At 64.6% G+C, this 19774-nt stretch carries 19 protein-coding genes; 9 read left to right on the top strand and 10 right to left on the bottom strand.

Annotated features, from left to right (window positions below):
* Nucleotides 1–12 precede the first annotated feature (12 nt).
* From modA to AOP77_RS07850, 6 genes are all read right to left on the bottom strand, one after another.
* The gene (modA, locus tag AOP77_RS07825) at nt 13–822 is read right to left on the bottom strand and encodes a molybdate ABC transporter substrate-binding protein (RefSeq protein ID WP_369345404.1); all 810 of its coding nucleotides are present in this window, start codon (nt 820–822) and stop codon (nt 13–15) included.
* Complete coding sequence (locus AOP77_RS07830) at nt 819–1229, bottom strand: TOBE domain-containing protein (RefSeq protein WP_062211966.1); 411 nt, start codon at nt 1227–1229, stop codon at nt 819–821. Before AOP77_RS07830 ends, modA begins: the two co-directional genes overlap by 4 nt.
* A gap of 142 nt (nt 1230–1371) precedes the next feature.
* Nucleotides 1372–1794 carry a YkvA family protein gene (locus AOP77_RS07835; RefSeq protein WP_062211968.1) on the bottom strand — a complete coding sequence of 141 codons (423 nt, stop codon included), beginning with the start codon at nt 1792–1794 and terminating at the stop codon, nt 1372–1374.
* Nucleotides 1795–1914: 120 nt separating this feature from the next.
* A complete protein-coding gene (moaA, locus tag AOP77_RS07840; protein ID WP_062211971.1) occupies nt 1915–2913 on the bottom strand; it encodes a GTP 3',8-cyclase MoaA in 999 nt (332 codons plus the stop codon).
* Complete coding sequence (locus AOP77_RS07845; protein WP_062211974.1) at nt 2910–3335, bottom strand: molybdenum cofactor biosynthesis protein MoaE; 426 nt, start codon at nt 3333–3335, stop codon at nt 2910–2912. Before AOP77_RS07845 ends, moaA begins: the two co-directional genes overlap by 4 nt.
* Entirely contained in the window at nt 3332–3829 is a 498-nt protein-coding gene (locus AOP77_RS07850; RefSeq protein WP_062211977.1) for a MogA/MoaB family molybdenum cofactor biosynthesis protein, read from the bottom strand. The genes AOP77_RS07845 and AOP77_RS07850 overlap by 4 nt, the downstream gene beginning before the upstream one ends.
* Nucleotides 3830–3982: 153 nt before the next feature.
* Here AOP77_RS07850 and AOP77_RS07855 point away from each other — a divergent pair, with 153 nt between their 5' ends.
* From AOP77_RS07855 to AOP77_RS07865, 3 genes are read left to right on the top strand one after another with little or no spacing between them, the layout of a single operon-like run.
* Entirely contained in the window at nt 3983–5641 is a 1659-nt protein-coding gene (locus AOP77_RS07855) for a circularly permuted type 2 ATP-grasp protein (protein ID WP_084622461.1), read from the top strand.
* Nucleotides 5641–6564, top strand: a complete 924-nt coding sequence (locus AOP77_RS07860) for an alpha-E domain-containing protein (RefSeq protein WP_062211980.1) — start codon at nt 5641–5643, stop codon at nt 6562–6564. Before AOP77_RS07855 ends, AOP77_RS07860 begins: the two co-directional genes overlap by 1 nt.
* Nucleotides 6561–7397, top strand: a complete 837-nt coding sequence (locus AOP77_RS07865) for a transglutaminase family protein (RefSeq protein WP_062211983.1) — start codon at nt 6561–6563, stop codon at nt 7395–7397. The genes AOP77_RS07860 and AOP77_RS07865 overlap by 4 nt, the downstream gene beginning before the upstream one ends.
* Nucleotides 7398–7461: 64 nt before the next feature.
* Here AOP77_RS07865 and AOP77_RS07870 read toward each other — a convergent pair whose 3' ends face one another.
* On the bottom strand, nt 7462–8838 hold the full coding sequence (locus AOP77_RS07870; protein WP_062211987.1) for an S-layer homology domain-containing protein: 1377 nt from the start codon (nt 8836–8838) through the stop codon (nt 7462–7464).
* 542 nt (nt 8839–9380) lie between these two features.
* On the opposite strand from AOP77_RS07870, the gene leuS reads away from it, so the two are divergent.
* The 6 genes from leuS to holA all read left to right on the top strand — a co-directional run bounded on the left by leuS (nt 9381) and on the right by holA (nt 18140).
* Entirely contained in the window at nt 9381–11885 is a 2505-nt protein-coding gene (gene leuS, locus AOP77_RS07875; protein WP_062211989.1) for a leucine--tRNA ligase, read from the top strand.
* Nucleotides 11886–11927: 42 nt separating this feature from the next.
* Nucleotides 11928–12809: a DegV family protein gene (locus AOP77_RS07880; RefSeq protein WP_062211992.1), complete on the top strand. Its 882-nt coding sequence runs from the start codon at nt 11928–11930 to the stop codon at nt 12807–12809.
* A 45-nt stretch (nt 12810–12854) separates the two neighbouring features.
* The gene (locus AOP77_RS07885) at nt 12855–13715 is read left to right on the top strand and encodes a DegV family protein (protein ID WP_152649826.1); all 861 of its coding nucleotides are present in this window, start codon (nt 12855–12857) and stop codon (nt 13713–13715) included.
* 141 nt (nt 13716–13856) lie between these two features.
* Nucleotides 13857–14696 (top strand): ComEA family DNA-binding protein, encoded by an 840-nt coding sequence (locus tag AOP77_RS07890; protein WP_084622464.1) that lies wholly within the window; start codon nt 13857–13859, stop codon nt 14694–14696.
* A 242-nt stretch (nt 14697–14938) separates the two neighbouring features.
* Nucleotides 14939–17143, top strand: coding sequence for a ComEC/Rec2 family competence protein (locus AOP77_RS07895; RefSeq protein WP_160300068.1), 2205 nt, complete (start codon nt 14939–14941; stop codon nt 17141–17143).
* Nucleotides 17144–17147: 4 nt separating this feature from the next.
* The gene (gene holA / locus AOP77_RS07900; protein WP_062212002.1) at nt 17148–18140 is read left to right on the top strand and encodes a DNA polymerase III subunit delta; all 993 of its coding nucleotides are present in this window, start codon (nt 17148–17150) and stop codon (nt 18138–18140) included.
* A 28-nt stretch (nt 18141–18168) separates the two neighbouring features.
* Here the strand turns inward: holA and AOP77_RS07905 are convergent, their stop codons facing one another.
* The 3 genes from AOP77_RS07905 to AOP77_RS07915 all read right to left on the bottom strand — a co-directional run bounded on the left by AOP77_RS07905 (nt 18169) and on the right by AOP77_RS07915 (nt 19769).
* On the bottom strand, nt 18169–18861 hold the full coding sequence (locus AOP77_RS07905) for an EAL domain-containing protein (protein WP_062212005.1): 693 nt from the start codon (nt 18859–18861) through the stop codon (nt 18169–18171).
* Nucleotides 18862–18938: 77 nt separating this feature from the next.
* Nucleotides 18939–19199 (bottom strand): 30S ribosomal protein S20, encoded by a 261-nt coding sequence (gene rpsT, locus AOP77_RS07910; RefSeq protein WP_061965285.1) that lies wholly within the window; start codon nt 19197–19199, stop codon nt 18939–18941.
* 72 nt (nt 19200–19271) lie between these two features.
* Entirely contained in the window at nt 19272–19769 is a 498-nt protein-coding gene (locus AOP77_RS07915) for a type II toxin-antitoxin system PemK/MazF family toxin (RefSeq protein WP_152649828.1), read from the bottom strand.
* Between the last annotated feature and the right edge of the window lie 5 nt (nt 19770–19774).

The following is a 19774-nucleotide window of genomic DNA, read 5'->3' on the forward strand; positions in this document are numbered from 1 at the left end:
CTGGAGTCAGCGTCACGGCGTGCCGAACCCTGCATCTGCGAGCACGGCCTGCCCCTTGGTTCCCGTCACATATGACACGAACGCGGTGGCCGCGGTCGGGTTGTGTGCATCCGTCAGCGGTGCGATCGGGCAAGCGTTGATCGCCGCGTCAGCGCCCACAATGGGAACCGCCGCAAGGTCGCCACCCGCACGGGCGATGTCGGTGACGTAGACGACCCCGGCATCGGCCTGGCCACTCCTTACCTTGCCCAGCACGTCGGTCACGTTGTTCTCCTCGCTCACGGCGGGGATGTCGACACCCAGGTCATTCTCGAGCTTGCGTGTCGCCGCCCCGCATGGCACCTGCGGGGCGCACACGACGGTGGTCACTGCGACATTTCCAAGGTCGGCAAAGGATGTCACCAATGCGGGGTTGTCGGCTGGCACCGCTACGGTCAGAACGTTGGTGGCGAACGTGACCGGCGCGCCAGCGAGCTCCGCATCGGTGACGACCTCCATTTGTGCCTCGTTCGCGGAGGCGAAGACATCCGCCGGTGCTCCCTCGACGATCTGAGTCGCCAGGTCTGACGAGCCGCCAAAGGAAAGTGCGACGGTGACGCCCGGGTGTTCGGCCTCAAAGGCGTCTGCGATCTGAGTGAACGTGTCCGTGAGTGAGGCCGCGGCAAAGACGGTGACCGTTCCGTTCAGGTCCGTACCGGCGGCCGATGCCGTGGCGGGGGAGCGTGCCGCGTCGCCGTTGGCGGTGCAGCCGGCCAGGAGCAGGGCGATCGCGAGCATGGAGAGCACGGCGGCACGTCCACGCGCTCGGCGCATATGGGTCATGCCTTGTCCGGTCGGTTGGGCGTCTCGACGATCACGGTAGTGGCCTTCACAACGGCGGTGGCGACGCTCCCAATCTCTAGGCTGAGATCGCGCACGGCTTCAGAGCTCATCAGCGACACCACACGGTGCGGTCCGCACTGGAGCTCCACCTGCGCCATCACCGTGTCCATGGTGATGGCGGTGACAATCCCGACGAACTGGTTGCGTGCGGAACGTGAGACCCCGGAGGTGTCGGCCGGCGCGACAGCATGGTCGAGCGCGAGGCGCGCCACATGCGCGCCATCGATCAGCGCGCGACCGACCTCATCCTTAGCGGTGGGCAGGGACTCAGCGTCGATCCAGCGGCGCATAGTGTCGTCGCTCACGCCCACGAGCCTGGCGGCCTCAGATATCCGTAGATGCGGCATAAAGGCAACGTTAGTGCCGCATGTGCGGAATGAACAAGCGGATGATGAGTGTCGATCGTGACACCGTACATGCCTCCGCAACGGAGCCGTTCACAGTTGCGGCTGCACTGCGACGCACGTCCTAAAAGCACTCTAGGGCGGTTTAGGACGGCATCCGTGTTAGGTGCTGAAGCGTGGCGAGACCTTCAGGGGTGCCGGGCCAGTGTCGAGTGACGGCGGCGGCTCCCGCCCGGCGGACGGTCGACCGGAGCACCAGCGCCACGACAATCGCGTCGTCGGCGTACCCGATAACGGGAATGAAGTCCGGAACCAGGTCTATAGGTGACACGAGGTATGCCAGCAGCAGCCAGAGCCGCACGCGCACACCCCGTGGGAGCGTGTCGTCAGCGGCGAGCCGACGCAGGAGCCGGATCAAATCTGGCAGCAGCCGCATCGTGTCCCGAACTCGCAATTGGTCGGGACGCGCGACCCACATGATGACAACGAGGATGAGCCAGAGTATTACTAGGCCACAAATGGCGCCGACCAGCGCCAATACCCAGTTGTCCACGTGTACTCGATTCATTGATGGCCTGCCGACAGGTTTAACCCAAGGCAAATTATCCCCTAGCGGGGCGGGCTCAACCCGCTTCTTCAACGGGGTCCTGCTGTGCACCGCCCCACATGGGGGTGCCGCGAACTTGACCTAGCCGCCGATCGCGCTCATCGGACGGTCGGGCTGCAGGAAGGTCGGGTCGTCGATGTCGTGGCCAGGCTGCTTGAGCTGTAGGCAGGCGGTGATGGCGGCAGCGACGGCCTCGTCGTCCGAGCCGTCGCGCAGCAGCGCCCGGATGTCAGATTCCTTGCGGGCGAAGAGGCATGCACGCAACTGGCCGTCTGCAGTCAGGCGCACGCGATCGCACGTGCCACAGAAAGGGCTCGTGACGGACGCGATGACGCCCACCGAGGCCGGCCCCCCGTCGATGTCCCACACCTGGGCAGGGGCGGCGCCGCGATCGCCGCGCTCTGTCAGCGTGTAATGCGCCGTGAGCTGGGAAAGGATCTCCTCACCCGTCACCATCTCGTTGCGATCCCAGGTATGCCCGGCATCCAGCGGCATCTGCTCGATGAAGCGCATCTGGTAGCCGTGGTCAACGCAGAATTGCGTGAGGTCCACAATCTCGTCGTCGTTGACCCCGCGCATCGCGACCGCATTGACCTTGATGGGGGACATGCCCGCAGCATCGGCCGCCGCCAAGCCCGCGAGCGTGTCGGTGAGCCGGTCGCGGCGCGTGAGTTCCGTGAAGCGTTCGCGGCGAAGAGTGTCGAGCGAGACGTTGACGCGCGTCAGCCCCGCGTCCCGCAGCTGTGCCGCGAGGCCGGGCAGGCGCAGCCCGTTGGTCGTGAGTGACACCTCGGGGTGTCCATGGGGGCCTTCAAGTCCCGCCATACGCGCGACCACGTCGACCACGTCGGGACGCAATAGCGGCTCGCCGCCGGTCAGTCGAATTTCGCTGATGCCCATCTCGACGCCCACGCGCGCGACGCGCACCAACTCCTCGGTGGTCAGCATCGTGCTGGCTTTGAGCCAGGGCACCCCGTCCGCGGGCATGCAGTACGTGCAACGCAGCGAGCAGCGGTCGGTGAGGCTGATGCGCAGGTCCCGGTGTACGCGGCCAAAGCGGTCCAGAAGTCCGTCGCTCATGCGATACCTACCCAGGTGTGCGATCCGTCGGCCAGCACCTCGCGCTTCCAGACGGGCAACTCGGCCTTAATGCGCTCAACGAGCAGTCGGCAGGTGTCGAAGGCCTCGGCACGGTGCGCACTCGATACTGCGGCGACTATCGCGGCGTCGCCCACTTCCAGCAAGCCGATGCGGTGGGTCACGGCGGCGGTCAGTCCAACGGCGTCATCACCACAAACCTCGGCCGCGATGCGTTCGAGAGTGCCCTGCGCATCGGGGTGGGCCGAATAGTCAAGGTGCGTCACGCGCCCATCCACGGACGGGTCGTGGTCGCGCACCGTCCCCACGAATGATGCGATGGCGCCCTGAGCCGGCCCCGCGACTGCGCTGACATGATCGTCAAGCGAAAGCGGCGCGTTGGTGATTCGGGCAACCGCGATCAATGATCGCCACCATCCAGCTGGCTAAGCATGTGAGGCAGCAGCGGCAGGATGGTCTCGATACCGGCCGTCGCGGAGTCGAGTGAGCCCGGCAAATTGATAATGATGGCCGTGATGGGGCCCCCCGTGACACCCGCGATGCCGCGGGATAGGGCGGCCGTGGGCACGGACTCCCCGCTTACGCGTCGCAGCATCTCGGGAATGCCGGGGATGGGACGCGCAATGATGCTGGCAGTGGCCTCAGGAGTGAAGTCGCGCGGTGCTATGCCGGTGCCGCCCGTAGTGATGACCACGCGTGCGCCGGTGGACGTTGAGGCACGTAGTGCGCCCAACACTGAGTCAACGCCGTCGCTGACCACAGTGTGCTCGACGTCGGCACCCGCGGCCTTCAAAGCATCGGCGATAGCCTTGCCGCTGGTGTCCTCGCGTTCGCCGCGCGAGGCGCGGTCGGACACGGTGATGACTGAACATAGGACGTCGTGTAGTTCGTCGGTCATATTGCCAGTGTAGGAGACTCGCGTTTCATACGCGTTGCGTTCGTTCGCGCCCTGATCTCTGCGGTGCGTGAGAATCTCTCGGAACGCTCACCTGAGGCCCTATTGAAACTGCCTGGTCACGCCTGCGTAACAGGGCGTTGTTAGTGTGGGGTGATGACGTCAGACTCACTGCACACGCCCTGGACTGGGTATTCGCCCCAGGCCGCCTGGGATGAAGCCGTCGATGTACACGGCAAGGTACGCGAGCCGTATGCACGGGTTTACGCGGAAATCGACCGGATGTCCGGGGACGACCTCTATGCACGAGCCGAGGCCCTAGCGAGCACGTATCTCGCGCAAGGGGTCACGTTCGACCATGCGGGTGAGGAGCGGCCGTTCCCGCTCGACATCGTGCCGCGCGTCATCGGTGCCGACGAATGGGACATTATTTCTCCCGGAGTCGCTCAGCGTGTCAGAACCCTCGAGGCATTCCTGGCCGACGTGTACGGCTCTCAGCGCTGTGTTACCGACGGCATCGTGCCGCGCAAGCTCATCGCATCGTCGCAATACTTTTACCGCTCCGTCGCTGGCGTTGATCCTGCAAACGGCGTGCGCGTACACGTGTCGGGCATCGACTTGGTGCGCGACCAGCACGGCATCTGGCGCGTGCTCGAGGACAACGTGCGCGTGCCGTCGGGAGTCAGTTACGTGCTGTCCAACCGGCGCGCCATGTCCCAGATGTTCCCCGACATGTTTGGTGCGATGGGCGTGCGTCCCGTCCTCGAGTACTCGCAACGGCTGCGCTCGGCACTTGCGAAGGCGGCGCCCGAGGACGTCGATGATCCCACCATCGTGGTGCTTACCCCGGGTGTCTTTAACTCGGCCTACTACGAGCACTCGCTGCTGGCACGCACCATGGGTGTCGAACTCGTCGAGGGGCGCGACCTCGAGACTCACAACGGCCGGGTCTACATGCGCACCACCGCAGGCCGGCGCCGCGTCGACGTCATCTACCGCCGCATCGACGACGACTACCTGGACCCCATCGCGTTCCGTCCGGACTCAACGCTAGGCGCACCAGGCCTGATTAACGCCGCCCGCATGGGCAACGTCACCATCGCCAACGCAGTAGGAAATGGCGTCGCCGATGACAAACTCATCTACACGTACATGCCGGACCTCACCAGGTATTACCTGGGAGAAGAGCCAATCCTGCCGAACGTTGACACCTGGCGCCTCGAGGAGCCTGAGGCCCGCGAGGAGGTCATGGATCGCCTGCACGAGCTGGTGGTCAAGCCTGTGGATGGTGCCGGAGGTAAGGGCGTCACGATTGGCCCCAAGGTCTCCAAGACTGAGCTCGAAGCGGTGCGCAAGCAAATTCTCGCGGACCCGCGCGGCTGGGTGGCGCAGCCTGTCGTCCAGCTCTCCACGGTGCCGACGCTCACCGAGGAAGGCCTCGACCCCCGCCACGTCGACCTGCGCCCGTTCGCGATCAACGACGGCGACGACGTGTGGGTGCTCCCTGGTGGCCTGACTCGCGTGGCGCTCGCGAAGGGGCAACTCATTGTGAACTCGTCGCAGGGTGGCGGATCAAAGGACACCTGGGTGCTTGGTGGCGTGCGTCACCGTGGCACCGCGCAGCCGCCTCCCGAGGCGCGCGTGGAGTTCTCCGGCATCGGCTCCGTGCCGCAGGCCTCCCACCCGGAGGACTATGCCGCCGGGCAGGAACAGCAGCAACAGCAGCAACAGCAGGGGGAGCCAAAGGCAACCGCCCAGGCGGACGATGCTGCCGATCACTTGGGTGCGAACGGCCACGACGGAGGTGAGGGCTGATGCTTAGTCGTATCGCAGAATCACTGTTCTGGATCGGTCGCTACGTGGAGCGTGCGGACAACACCGCCCGTCTGTTGGATGTGCACCTGAATGTGCTGCTCGAGGACCCCTGGGTGGACGAGCCCAGCGCGAACGCGTCAATCCTGGCGGTCATGAATTGCGAGTTCGAAGGGCCGGTTTCCCGGTCGGACGTGCTGGCGACTCTTGCCTTTGACCGTGATCGCTCATCGTCGATTGCCGGCACGATGGCGGCCGCCCGCGAGAACGCGCGCCGAGCCCGCGAGGTGATTTCCACCGAGGTGTGGGAGAGCCTGAACATGACCCGCAACCAGCTCCCGCGCTGGTCGCAGGCGTCGCGGCCTCACGAGTACTTTGTCTGGGTGCGCGAGCGCGCGGCCGTGGTGTGGGGGCTGTCGAGCGCCACCACGTCACGTGATGACGCCTGGCACTTCATGGAGTTGGGCCGCTCGCTCGAGCGGGCCGACATGATCGCGCGGTTGCTCATGACTCGCAGTCTTGAGGGAACCACCGGACCCAACTGGACCACACTGCTACGCACCTGCTCGGCGCACGAGGCGTACCTGCGCACCGTGCGCGCGCTGGTGACCGAGGAGCGTGCAGCAGAGTTCCTGTTGATAGACCGACTGTTCCCGCGGTCCATCGCCTACAACCTGGACCGAGCGGAGACCATCCTGAGCGAGATCGACGGCGCCGGCGCGAGCCGCGCGCTCGCCGACCGTGCCCGCCTTGCCTTGGGCCGCGCCAGGACTAACCTCGAATACCGTGACGTCGGAGAAATCCTCGCCGACTTGCCCGCCCAGATGCGCGAGGTGCAGAAGGCCTGCGCCACGGCATCGGACCTTATCCGTGATCGCTACTTCCTGCCCGCGTCGACGGTCATGTGGAGCCAGGAGGCCCTGTGAGTACCTTGCGCATTGAACACCGCACCGCGTTTCAGTACGCCGAGCCGGTGGTGTCCTCCTATAACGAGGCGCGCCTGACTCCAGCGTGGCTTCCTCGACAACGCGTCCTCGAATCCAACATCGAGATTTCGCCGCTGTCCTGGCGTACCGCGTATCGCGACTATTGGGAGAGCGACGTCACGGTCTTCGAGATTACTCAGCCGCACACGTCGCTGACGGTGACGAACCGATCGCTCGTGGAGATTTTGCCGCAGAGTTACCGTGAGGAACGTGCCGACTGGGATGCGCTCAATGGTCCGCGTTTTCAGGACCTGTTGTGTGAGTACCTGTCGCTGACGCCCGTGACCCGTCCCACTGACGAGCTTCTGGAATTCGCCAAGCAAGCAGCGGGCACACACGAGCCCGATGCCGCGGCACGGCAGATCTGCGATTTCCTCCACGACCAGGTGAACTACGTGCCCGGCGTGACCAATGTCCACACCCCGGCAGCCGATGCTTGGGCGGCCAGGTCTGGCGTCTGCCAGGACTTCGCCCACCTCGCGATTGGCGCGCTCCGCGCCGTGGGGATCCCGGCGCGCTATGTGTCGGGCTACCTGCACCCCAAGAAGGATGCTGAGATCGGAGAGACCGTCAGCGGCGAGTCTCACGCGTGGGTGGAGTGGTGGAGTGGCGACTGGTTTGGTTACGACCCCACCAACGCGTCAGAGGTCGGAGACCATCACGTGATTGTGGCGCGCGCCCGCGAATACCGCGACGTACCGCCGTTGTCGGGCGTGGTCGCCGGAACCACCACGGACCTGAATGTCACGGTGAAGGTCACCACGGTCTCCTAGCCACAGCATCGGCCGTAGGAAACCAGCCCTCGGACCACCAGGTGGCGAGCTCACGTGCCGTGAGTCAGCCTGTGTACTCGAAGTGCCACGGCTCGGGGTTGTACCCGGACGGCCTTGCCCAGTCGGGCGACTTCCAGTTGTATCCGGTGAGTTGTCCGCGAAGCCATAGGTACGCGGAACCGCTGTATCCCCCAGGCAACGATGAGCCAGAGATGTCGATCGCTGCCCCCCAGCCATGGTTCGAGGTACCCGGAACGGCGGCGATGTTGCCAAGGACCGCTCGGGCCGTGACCTGCTCCTGATAGGTACGATAGGCGTCGTTGATAGGAATATTGATTCCGTAGCGCCCGCGAAAGGCGCGATTGAGTCGTTCCAGATCGTCTGCGGCCTGGCAAAGCAGCAACTCGGCCCGGTCCCACGACAACGAGCACAGATCAGTCACGGGGATGTAGCCGTTGGAGTACGCGGACTTGGCCCGTGTGATTGCGGCTCCTCCCGAGCCCGTCAGGTAATAGCCCGATCCCCACGCCCGAGCGGTGCCCACCTGGACCTCGATCCAACCGCTGGAGGAGACGGCCCCGGTCGCGGTCAGCGCGTTGCCACGCGATCGCTGCGTGACAACTGGATATGAGGTGGACGGACCTGAGCGCAGATTGAGGGTTGAGGCGCCGTACACGTACACGACGGAGTGCCGCAAGAGTGGGCCCGATGCGGCCGAAGGCGCGTAACTGACGCCGGCGCGGTCGAGGCGATAAAGGAACGCGGCCATGGCATCACGCGTGATCGAGGCGTCCGGCCTGAACTCTGGGCCGCTAGACGTTCGCCAACCAGTGGTGGCGCCCGTCGAGGCGAGCCACACGACGGGCTTGTAGAACTGCGAGGACGTCGACACGTCCTTGAACGGTGACTTTGCAGGTACGGACACTTGTGGTGACCCGGCAAAGCGATACAGGAATGCTGCCATCGCCTCGCGTGTGATGGCTTCGAATGGCCTAAATTCATAGCCGCTCGTCACCTTCCAACCCTCCGAGATCCCGGACTCAGCAGCCCAGGAGATCTCGGGGTAATAGGCGGTGGAGGAACTCACGTCAACGAATGACGAGCGCGACGCAGCAACGTAAGCGGGCTTGCCAGCGAATCGGTAGAGGAACGCCGCCATCGCATCTCTCGAGACAGAGGAGTACGGACGGTACTCTCGCGCGCCCCCAGGCATCCGCCATCCGGTACTCACGCCACTGTTGGCAAGCCAGGCGATCTCGGTAGCGAACTTAGAGAACTGAGGTGAGTCCGCGCTGGCGGAGATGTCGGTGAAGATGAGCGAGGACGCAGACAGCGCGGCATCAGGACTTGCTGCACGCAGTGTCGTTGACGACGGCGGCAGGGCGTCGATAGATGGCTCCGGGAGCAAGACATCGTCGTCTGAGTCTTGAGGAGGTGCCACCTTTTCTGTCGGGGGCTGGGGCTCGCCGTCGGGCTGTGCCGAAGAAGAAGGCGTTGGCCGTGGATTCGGCGATGGAGTGGGAAGGGGAGCCAATGAGGCATCAGAGCTGGGCACGGGAGCCGCTGACGGAATCGGGGCGGCGGTAATTGAGGGGTCGGGGCTCGGTGTGACATTGGGGCGCGGTGATGCCAACTCCGATGCCGCTGAAGTCGCTTCGACCACGAGTGGTTGCGCATGCGCGGTAGTGGCGCTCAGCGCGAGCAAGGCGCCCATCGTGACAGCGCACAAGGCTCGCACTGTAATCAGCCGAGCATAGTTGCGAGATGCGTGGATGAGCCCTTCTCCTCTGGCATTGATGAGGCCGTGAGCCTCGGAAGTACACGGATGGATATAGGGATAATCGGCGCATTTGTGGCTGAAGTAAACCCCGTGTGGCACATCCCACTAGACGTGCGCATCCCAACCTAAGGATGCATTGGCTGCGGGGGGCCGTCCAATTGAGCGCGTGTTCGTGACCCGTGCATCCCGGCTAAAATCGGTGGGTGACTTCCGCGAACCCAGAATCTGACGAGAACCGCTACGACTTCCACGCGCTCGAGGAGCGTTGGCAGCCGGTGTGGGCCGAGACCCAGCCATTCAAGGCCGGAGGCGTGGACGACGAACGCCCCACCAAGTACGTGCTCGACATGTTCCCGTACCCCTCAGGCGACCTCCACATGGGACACGCAGAGGCGTACGCATTGGGTGACGTGATCTCCCGGTATTGGATCCAGCGCGGTTTCAACGTACTTCACCCCATCGGCTGGGATTCGTTCGGCTTGCCGGCAGAGAACGCCGCGATCAAGAACAACACGGATCCGCGAGTCTGGACCGAGGCGAACATTGCCCAGCAACGGGCCTCGATGGAGCGTTACGCCTGCTCGTTCGACTGGGACCGTGTGCTCGCGACGCATCGCCCCGAGTATTACCACTGGAATCAGTGGATCTTCACTCGCATGTACGAGCGCGGATTGGCCTACCGCAAGCCGTCACTGGTGAACTGGTGCCCCAAGGACCAGACCGTTCTCGCGAACGAGCAGGTCGTCCAGGGACTGTGCGAGCGTTGCGACACCGCAGTGACCAAGAAGAAGCTCACGCAGTGGTACTTCAAGGTCACCGACTACGCCGATCGCCTGTTGGACGACCTCGATGGCCTTGAGGGCACCTGGCCATCCAAGGTGATCGCGATGCAGCGCAACTGGATCAACCGCTCGCACGGTGCCGACGTGACGTTCTCAATCGAGGGCCGCGACGAACCGATCAACATCTACACCACCCGACCGGACACGCTCTTTGGCGCGACCTTCATGGTGGTCGCGGCGGACTCTGACCTGGCGTCAGAACTTGCGGCCGATGCTGATGACGCAACGCGTCAGGCTTTCGATACGTACGTGGCGGCCGTCAAGGGTGCGACGGACATCGACCGTATGAGCACCGACCGGCCCAAGACTGGCGTGTTCCTCGGCCGTTATGCGACCAACCCGATCAACGGTGAGAGGCTCCCGATCTGGGCCTCGGATTACGTTCTCGCTGACTACGGACACGGCGCAGTGATGGCGGTCCCCGCCCACGACCAGCGCGACCTCGACTTTGCGCGCGCGATGGACCTGCCCGTAAGAGTCGTCGTGGATGCTCGTGACGAGGACGGCAACGTACTGCCCGACCCGACCGAGTCTTGGACCGCGACCGCAGGCGAGGGCGTGCTGGTGAATTCTGGTGAGTTCAACGGCCTTGCTAAGACCGATGCGATCGCCGCAATTGTGGCCAAGCTCGGCGAGGACAGCGTGGGTAGCGAGACCACTAACTACCGACTGCGAGACTGGCTGATCTCGCGTCAGCGCTACTGGGGCACTCCCATTCCGATCGTGCATTGCGAGGAGTGTGGCGAGGTCCCGGTGCCCGACGATCAGCTTCCCGTGGAACTGCCTCCCACCGAGGGCCTCGACCTGAAGCCCAAGGGCAAGTCGCCACTCGCGGCAGCCACCGACTGGGTCAACACCACGTGCCCCAAGTGCGACGCTCCAGCGCTGCGCGACACGGACACCATGGACACGTTTGTGGATAGTTCCTGGTACTTCCTGCGCTTCCTGTCGCCCAACAAGGCCGACGGCCCATTCGACCCGGCGGAGGCCGCTCGTTGGGCTCCGGTCGACCAGTACGTCGGCGGAGTCACTCACGCGATCCTCCACCTGCTCTACGCGCGCTTCTTCACCAAGGCATTGAATGACATGGGCTACGTGGACTTCGAGGAGCCCTTTCTTGCGCTACTCAACCAGGGCATGGTGCAAATGGAAGGCTCCGCGATGTCAAAGTCGCGCGGCAACATCGTGCGCTTGAGCGAGCAGCTCGATGAGTTTGGCGTGGACGCGATTCGCCTGACGATGGCGTTTGCGGGCCCGCCTGAGGACGACATCGACTGGGCCGACGTGTCGCCGGCAGGAAGCGCCAAGTTCCTTGCCCGCGCGTGGCGACTAGCGCGCGACGTGACGAGTGAACCAGGGGTAGACCCGGCATCGGGCGACGTAGCGCTGCGTGCCCACACCCACAAGACGCTCGCCGAATGCTCCGAGTTGGTCGAGAGTTTCCGTTTCAATGTGGTGGTGGCGCGCACCATGGAACTCGTCAACGTGACGCGCAAAGCAATCGATTCGGGCGTCGGTCCGGCGGATCCTGCTGTGCGTGAGGCAGCCGAGGTGGTCGCGATCCTGCTGAGCCTGTTCGCGCCTTACTGCTCCGAGGACATGTGGTCGATGCTCGGTCACGACAACGTTGCCCACGCCGGCTACCCCGAGGTGGACCCAGCGCTTCTCGTGGAGGAGACGGTCACCTGTGTCGTGCAGGTCAAGGGCAAGGTACGCGACCGGCTTGAGGTCGACCCGAACATCGGCGAGGACGCCCTGCGCGAACTAGCCCTCGCATCGGACGCCATCAAGCGCACCCTCGACGGCGCCGAACTTCGCACGGTCATCGTGCGCGCCCCCAAGCTCGTCAATATCGTCCCCATGTAGAAACACGCCGCTCCTTAGGGGCGCGTCAAGAAAGGAACACTCGTGGCTGAACGCACAGTTGCCGTCATCACCGACTCGGTTTGCGGCCTGGCAGGAAACGTCGCGGCGGAGTTTGGCGTGTACCTGATTCCGGTGCGCGTCACTACGCCGGACGGCACCTTTTCCGACGGTGCGGGCTTTGGGCCAGACGATGCGATTGCCGCAATTCTCGCGGGCCAGAAGGTCGAGACGGCCGAGCCGCAGGTTGTCGCCATGGCTAACGCCTTTGCGGAGTGCGCGAACGCGGGCGCACAATCAATCGTGTGTGTGCACGTCAGCAGCCAGTTGTCTGGCACCGTCAGTGCGGCGCGCGCAGCAGCGGCGACCTCGCCAATTCCCGTCACGGTGGTCGACACCGGAACTACGGGTATGGCTCAGGGTTACGCCGCATTGGCCGCGGGCGCGGTATCTCTTGCTGGTGGCACTTCCGCAGAGGTGGAACAGGCCGCCAAGATGGCCGCGGAGAGTTCACAGGTCTACTTCACGGTAGACACGCTCGACTTCTTGCGCCGTTCCGGCCGCATCTCCGGCGCGATCGCGACGCTCGGCTCCATGTTTAAGCTGCGCCCCATCATGGGGATTCGCGACGGCAAGGTGGAGTCGGTAGACCGAAAGCGCGGCACCGATGCCGCCCGGAGCACGGTGCGCGAATTGGCCGAACGCCGCGCGGGTGAGATGGTTCGGCCCGCGGGTGCCGTCGGCTTGGTGGGATCCGAGGCGGTCCCCGCCGAGTTCAAGTTGACCATCTCGGGGCCCACGCTTGAATCCGATCCACCCACGTCGCTGGCGATTCACGCGGGACCGGGGATGTATTACGCGGCGGTAGCGCAGATGCCACAGGCCTACTTCGACGTGTTGCGCGGGTCCTCCCTCGCCTCGTCCTAGATTTCTCCGGGCAACGTAGGGCACTCCACCGCTACTGTGGTGCTCATGAGTAACGTAGCGGTGATCACTGACTCCGCCGCCTCACTTCCTCCGGCGCTCGCCAAGAAGTGGGGCATCATCGTGGTGCCGCTGCAGGTCATTGTCGACGACGACGTCTTTCCCGAAGGGGACGCGATCTCTCCTCCCGAAGTGCTTTCTCACCTTCTCGCGGGTCGCTTAGTGTCCACCTCGCAACCGAGCGTTGCTGCCTTCACCGCCGCCTTTGAGCGGGCCGCGCAGACTGGGGCAAAAGCCGCCGTAGCGGTGCTGATCTCGGGGGAGATGTCGGGCACCGTGAATGCAGCACGAACGGCGGCTCAAGACTCCGTGATCCCAGTGCACGTCGTGGATACTCACACCCTTGCCATGGCGGCCGGATTTGCTGCGGTGGCCGCTGCAGCCCGCGCGGCGAAGGGCGCGGACGTGGACCAGGTTGCTCAACGAGCGCGGGACGTCGCAGCCTCATCCCTGTGTGTCTTCACGGTAGATAGTCTCGAGTTCCTCAAGCGCGGTGGCCGCGTAGGCGCAGCTTCCGCAGCCATCGGCAACGCGCTTAGCTTGCGGCCGGTGATGGCCATACGCGAGGGCAAGGTCGAGGTGTTGGAACGAGTACGGACCACCGCGCGCGCTCGCAACGCCATGCTGGACATGGTTGACGCTCACGTGGGGACGCTCGCTCACCCCGCCGCCGCAATCATGGCGCTCGGAGACGAGCAATTCGGTAGCGATGCCGCATTGCTCGTGGAGAGCCGTCACCCTGAACTTGCGATGTTGGTGCGGACGCCGGTGAGTGCGGTGCTGGCAGTCCACACCGGTCCGGGCACGCTCGCCGCGGTCGTGGTCAATCTTCCTGATGACGTGCGCTAGTACTACGCGCTCGCCGGGCTCGCGCCGTCACCTATGCCCCTGTCTGCATACTGATGTCCACAGGTCTTGAGGCGGACGCGGTCACCAAGGAGTAGCGAACGCGAAGCCGGTGCCGGGCACGCCGCCGTTTAGCGTCGGTCTATGAGCGATGACGAGCAGCGAAGCGACCCTGACGAAACGGGGGCTAATATTGCGTCACCAGGCATGGTGGGGGCACGTTGGCGTGACGGCGTCGCACGTCAGGCCCGCGCTATCTATGAGTCGGCACATGGCAACCCCATCGCGGACGACGCACGGGGGATGCGCTGGGCCCTCTCCCCGCGAAGTGCCATCATCGCTGGTGTGGTGGTCCTGCTGTGTGGAGTGGTGCTCCTCGTAGCACTGAAACCCCCGGCCGGCTCGGTAGTGGGCATGGACCCCGACAGCTTTGGCGCCGCCGAGCGCAGTGGGGCGGTTGAAGATCCCGCCATCGGGGTTGACGCGGATGCGAGCGCGTCGCCAGCATCGGGATTAGAGGGGGCTGGTTTCGACAGTGGATGGCAAGGAGACTCTGGAGCCGCCGTCGTGGTCGTCGATGTCGCGGGTCACGTCGCGGTGCCGGGACTGCGCGAGTTGCCCGCAGGTTCGCGGGTGGCCGATGCCATCGCCGCCGCCGGGGGAGCACTCGCGGATGCGGCGGCGGATGGACCCAACCTGGCCCGGATACTGGTCGATGGCGAACAGGTCTACGTGCCGGGTGTGGACGACGACGCAACCGACGTCGCGGGGCCAGGCGTCACTCCGGCGCACGGAAAAATCAACGTGAACAGGAGCGATGCGGCTGGACTGGAGGCGTTGCCGGGCGTGGGGCCAGTCCTCGCGCAGCGTATCGAAGAGTATCGCGAGGAACATGGCCCATTCGCCTCAATTGATGACCTCGATGCCGTCTCGGGAATAGGGCCTGCTTTGCTAGCGCAACTCGCAAAGGAGGCGACTGTGTGAAACCCCGGCACGACGCAAGGTTGGTACCGGCCGCCATCGTTGCGTACTTGTGTGCGGGGCTGATTGCCGGGGAATTAGTGAAGTCGGCGATGGTCGTGTGGACACTTCTCGTGGCGGTAAGCTGCGCTGTTTTGATTGGCGCGCTCGCTTCCTGCCGCAGTTCCTGGGCTGACGCAAACACAACTGTGCATGGTCGAGGAGCCGCGCACTTCACTAGCCGCCTTGCCAAGCGCGCTTGGACGTTGTCACTGTACGCGCACGCCGCGCTCGTGGTGATGGTGGCGGCGGTCGTGGTGCTCAGTACGTGCGCCCATATGTCCGCGCGGTGGGAAGGAGGCTTCGCCACGGCCGTGGGGGGTGGCGCCCCTGAGGTTGAGTTGATGGGTGTAGTTGCCCGTGAACCGGTGCCACTGGCCAGCTCTGGATTCGATGGTCAGCCGCGCCACGCCGTCAGCCTCTCCGTCGCCCAGTGGCGTGAGGCGAACCAAGACGCGTGGTGGCGGCCGTCTGCGGCGACTGTCGACGTGATCGGAACTCAGGATATTGGGGCCCTCGCTTACGGCGACAACGTGACGGTGACGACCAAGCTGGACTATCGTCACGGCGATCGTGCCATCGCGGTGGGGTGGGACGCGACAGTGAGCGCAGTGTGTGGCGCTGGGGGAGTGGCTGGTGCTGTCGCGACCGTTCGGGAGGACTTGAGGCGATCGACTCAGGGGTTGGCCACCACGGTCAAGGGGCTCAGCCGGGGCATGATCATCGGAGATACCCGCGCGATGCCGGGTGAACAACGCGAGGAGATGCGAGTCGCGGGACTCACCCACCTCACCGCAGTCTCAGGCGCACACTTTGCTGTGGTCGCTGTCATGGTTCATGGCGTGCTGCGCAGACTGCGGCTATGGAGGGGCGCGCGTGCCCTACTCGCCGCAACGGGGATGGCGGGCTTTGCCTGCCTTGTGTTTCCCGACGCGTCCGTGGTGCGCGCCCTGGTGATGGCGCTCGTGGGTGCGCTCGCCGTCTGGTTCGGGCGCCCGGCGCACGCGCTGCCCGCTCTCGCGACCGCGGTGATCGTGCTCGTGACCGTCGATCCGTTCGTGGCCCTTGAGCCGGGCTTTGCGCTCTCCGTCAGCGCGGTGGCCGCCATCATCCTGTGGTCACCCCGGCTGCGAGTGCTGCTGGCGAAGGTGATGGCGCCTACGCCGGCGATGCTCATCGCGGTGCCACTCGCGGCGCAGGCTGCGTGCGGGCCAATTCTGATCTTGCTGGAGCCCCGCGTCAGTCTCTACTCGGTGTTCGCGAACCTGTTAGCCGCGCCCTTTGCTGCGCCGGTGACCCTCATTGGGTTAGGGGCAGTGATTCTGGGCCCAGCGTCGCTAAGTGCCGCATCGGCGGTCGCATGGCTTGCCTCAATACCTGTATGGCCGGTCGCGCTCATCGCGCACGGTGCGGCATCTGTACCCGGTGCAACCCTCCAGTGGCCGCCAGGGCTGCCAGGCGCCCTGACCTTGGCTGCACTCACGTGTGTATCCATGTGGTGGACGGTGCGCAAGGGTAAGAGATCATTCAAGGTCTTGGTGACGGCGGCGACACTCGCGTTGGTCGTCCTAGTGGCGAGCTCGGACCGCACCTGGGACTGGGTCAGCCCGGTGCCAGAACAATGGTCAGTCGTTGCGTGTGACGTGGGCCAGGGCGACATGATGATGCTCCGCGTGGGGACGCATGCCGCGGTGGTCATCGACACAGGCCCGGGCGGTGGGACAGCGGCCGCTTGTCTTAGTCGATACGGGGTGAGTGAGGTGCCGCTGCTCATTCTGACGCACCCCCACGCGGATCACGACGGGGGAGTGCCCGAGGTGCTGTCCATCGCCAGTGTCGAGGCCGCGTGGGTGACCCAGCTAGCCACCGCGCAGGGCTTCAACCAAGCAGTAGAACAATTGGCCGACGCAGATGTGATGGCGATGGCCCCTAGTGCAGGGGCGACGTGGAAGCAAGGCTCGGTTTCCCTCACTCTGCGCGAGGCAAGAGCGGTGACGCCGACCCCAGTTCCAGATGCCGAACTCGCGGGGAGCGTGGTGAACGACGCGTCGTTGGTGGTGTCTGGGGTCGTGGACGGGGTCACGCTCTTGGCACTGGGGGACGCGGAGACTGCTGCGCAACAAGACCTGGAGAACTCGATGCAAGCCTTGGTCACGGTGGACGTAATAAAGGTTGCACACCACGGTTCGCGGGTCCAAGACCCGAGCCTCATGAAGAAGATCCGCGCGGGACTAGCGATCGTGAGCGTAGGCGCAGGCAACACTTATGGGCATCCATCCGAGGAGGCGCTCGAGCTCTACGCAGGTACAGGTGCGAGGACCGTACGAACTGACGAATGTGCGGACATTGTGGTGTGGCGTGACCCCGAGTTGCGCATGGCATCCCTATGTCGGTCGCGCATGGCAGGCTAAGCACATGGCCGCACGCAACTCTGCCCCGGAAGCAACCTGGTTCAAGGCCGCCCCTGCGCCGCTGGTGCTCGTCTCGGGTCCAGAGTCGGTGCTAGGCGAGCGTGCCATTGAGCGCATCGTACTTGCGGTCAAGAAGCGCGAGGACTCGGTCACGGTGACGCGACTCGATGCCGGTGCGTACAGCCGTGGTGCTCTCATGTCAGCGACCAGCCCGTCACTCTTTGCGGAACCCGGCATCGTGGTGATCGACGGCGCGGAGGCAATGAACGACGAGTTTCTCGCCGATGGTTTGGCCTATGTCGCCTCCCCCGACCCCACGGTAGTGGTGGTGATCCGCCACGGTGGCGGAGTGCGTGGCAAGAAACTACTCGATGCCCTCAAGGCCGCCGGCGCAGCTCAGTACACGTGCCCCGCAATTAAGAAGGATGCCGAGCTGGTGGACTTCGCGATGGGGGAATTCGAGCGCGGCAAACGACCCGCGCCCGCCCGCGCAGTGCGCGCGCTTGTGGACGCGATCGGTGGAGACGTTGCCGAGCTCGCAGCCGCATGCTCGCAGCTCATGAGCGACGTCGATGGCACCATCGACGAGGCTGCCGTGACGCGTTACTACGGCTCTCGCGTCAACGCGACGGGCTTCGCAGTAGCCGATGCCGCAGTAGCGGGCAAGACTGGCGAGGCGCTCGCGCTCGTTCGACACGCGGTCTCAACGGGTACGGATCCCGTGCCGCTAGTCGCTGCGCTGGCACTGAAGTTGCGCACGCTCGCCAAGGTGGGTGCGGCCCGCGGGCGCGGGATGGACCCCGTACGCGACATGAAACTAGCCCCGTGGCAGGTGGATCGTGCGCGGCGTGAACTGCAGCGTTGGAACGCGCGGACACTGGCCGAGGCAATCGAAGAGGTGGCGCAGGCCGATGCCGACATCAAGGGGGGTGGACGCGCACCGGACTTCGCTCTGGAGCGGGCGGTGCGCCGCGTGGCGGGGCTGGCCTCCCACTAACTGAGGGGACCATGTGGCCCGCCAAGAGTTACCGACGGAAGGCGCGGCCGTCACGAGACGGGATGCTGAGTACCTCGGCGCGTTCAAACAGATGCCCCTGGATTTGGTCGAATCCGAGCGCGGTAAGTGCGCGCAACTCCGAGGGGGTTTCGACGCATTCCGCTACCAACCTTCGCCCATTGCCACGCGCCCGTTCAACAATCTCCGGACCGTGCCTCGCAATGTCGCGCTGATCAATTTTGACAAAATCCGCGTGGGGAAGAAGTTCGCACTGTGACTCGGTGGCGGTGAAATCGTCCAGCGCAATGCGGAACCCCTGATCTCGCAACTCAAGAACCCGGTCTACAAGCAACGCATGCACGGTGGTGGACTCCACGATCTCAATGATCACAGTCGCGGGGTCGCAGTGCAGATCCTGGTGGGTGAGTAGATAGTTCCCGGTGAAATTCACGGAGGCATCTCGACCATGGGTGATGTCGGCACCCTGATGAAAGGCGGCGGCAATGACATGCTCGGTTGCGAGATCCTGACCCTCTGCTTCCCAGAGATCAGCGCATGCGCCCTTGAGACCCGCAGCGCGAAAGAGGAGTTCGTAGCCGCATAGTTCGCCGCCGGGCGTGTAGATTCCTTGGCGCCCCACGAGGGTGGGCACTGTCGAGTACTGAGCGACGGCCTCGGGGTGGGTCCAGTGCCAAAGACGCGGGGTATCCGATGCGGTCATTGAGTCCCTCGCATAAAGGCGCTGGGTAGCACAAAAGCCCCGGTCACGCAGAGCATGCCGGGGCGAAGTGTGCGGGGCTAGAGAGCCGCGACCTGCTTGGCAAGAGCCGACTTGCGGTTCGCTGCCTGGTTCTCGTGGATGACGCCCTTGGACGCAGCCTTGTCGAGCTTGGTGGTTGCGGTCTGCAGAGCAGTCTGCGCAGCGGCCTTGTCGCCGGCAGCAATGGCCGTGCGGACCTTGCGGACGTGCGTCTTGAGCTCAGACTTGACGGCGACGTTGCGCACGCGAGCCTTCTCGTTGGTGCCGATACGCTTGATCTTCGACTTAATGTTTGCCACGTGGGTCCTCTAACGGTGTTGGAAATAAACTTGGGGTGTTGCGCCCGACGGGCGCACACACGACCGCCAATACTACCAGTGATGGCACTCAATTAGCGAACGTGAGACATGTTCGTACGTCGCGTACGGGAGAATGGCGCCTTCGCGCCGAACCTTACGCGGGTCGATACGCAACACTCTATCAAGCCGCACCTCACTCGGGCGGCCTTGACGGTCCCACGCGCCGGACCCAATGTCTAGCCAGTAGCGGCCCCAATGGGCTTCGCTCGCCGCGTTGCGGTCGTGATCTTTGCTCGTGAGCATGAGGCCGAGCAGCCAGTCGCCATCGTGGCCGATGAGGAGCACCGGCCGGTCCTTTCCATGAGTGAAGTCCTCTTCGAACGGCACCCACGTCCACACGACCTCACCTGGATCCGGCTTGCCGTCCAGTTTGGGGGAGTATTCGATGTCGAATCGGCCCTCGAAGTCTCCTGGATAAGCCGGCGGTCCCTTGCGCGCGGGACGCGGCGTGAGAGCGGACTTGAGCTTCGCGAACACTCGCGATAGACGGGAGGGATGTGCGTTGGCCATATTGC

The sequence above is a fragment of the Demequina oxidasica genome (assembly GCF_000975115.1).
Lineage (GTDB): Bacteria > Actinomycetota > Actinomycetes > Actinomycetales > Demequinaceae > Demequina > Demequina oxidasica.

Excerpts from the sequence above, each read along its gene's own strand:
- AOP77_RS07860 (WP_062211980.1), top strand. The coding sequence starts at position 5,641 with ATGCTTAGTCGTATCGCAGAATCACTGTTCTGGATCGGTCGCTACGTG.
- AOP77_RS07890 (WP_084622464.1), top strand. The coding sequence starts at position 13,857 with ATGAGCGATGACGAGCAGCGAAGCGACCCTGACGAAACGGGGGCTAAT.
- AOP77_RS07855 (WP_084622461.1), top strand. The coding sequence starts at position 3,983 with ATGACGTCAGACTCACTGCACACGCCCTGGACTGGGTATTCGCCCCAG.
- modA (WP_369345404.1), bottom strand. The coding sequence starts at position 822 with ATGACCCATATGCGCCGAGCGCGTGGACGTGCCGCCGTGCTCTCCATG.
- AOP77_RS07835 (WP_062211968.1), bottom strand. The coding sequence starts at position 1,794 with ATGAATCGAGTACACGTGGACAACTGGGTATTGGCGCTGGTCGGCGCC.
- AOP77_RS07830 (WP_062211966.1), bottom strand. The coding sequence starts at position 1,229 with ATGCCGCATCTACGGATATCTGAGGCCGCCAGGCTCGTGGGCGTGAGC.
- holA (WP_062212002.1), top strand. The coding sequence starts at position 17,148 with ATGGCCGCACGCAACTCTGCCCCGGAAGCAACCTGGTTCAAGGCCGCC.
- AOP77_RS07850 (WP_062211977.1), bottom strand. The coding sequence starts at position 3,829 with ATGACCGACGAACTACACGACGTCCTATGTTCAGTCATCACCGTGTCC.
- moaA (WP_062211971.1), bottom strand. The coding sequence starts at position 2,913 with ATGAGCGACGGACTTCTGGACCGCTTTGGCCGCGTACACCGGGACCTG.
- AOP77_RS07905 (WP_062212005.1), bottom strand. The coding sequence starts at position 18,861 with ATGACCGCATCGGATACCCCGCGTCTTTGGCACTGGACCCACCCCGAG.
- AOP77_RS07885 (WP_152649826.1), top strand. The coding sequence starts at position 12,855 with ATGAGTAACGTAGCGGTGATCACTGACTCCGCCGCCTCACTTCCTCCG.
- AOP77_RS07915 (WP_152649828.1), bottom strand. The coding sequence starts at position 19,769 with ATGGCCAACGCACATCCCTCCCGTCTATCGCGAGTGTTCGCGAAGCTC.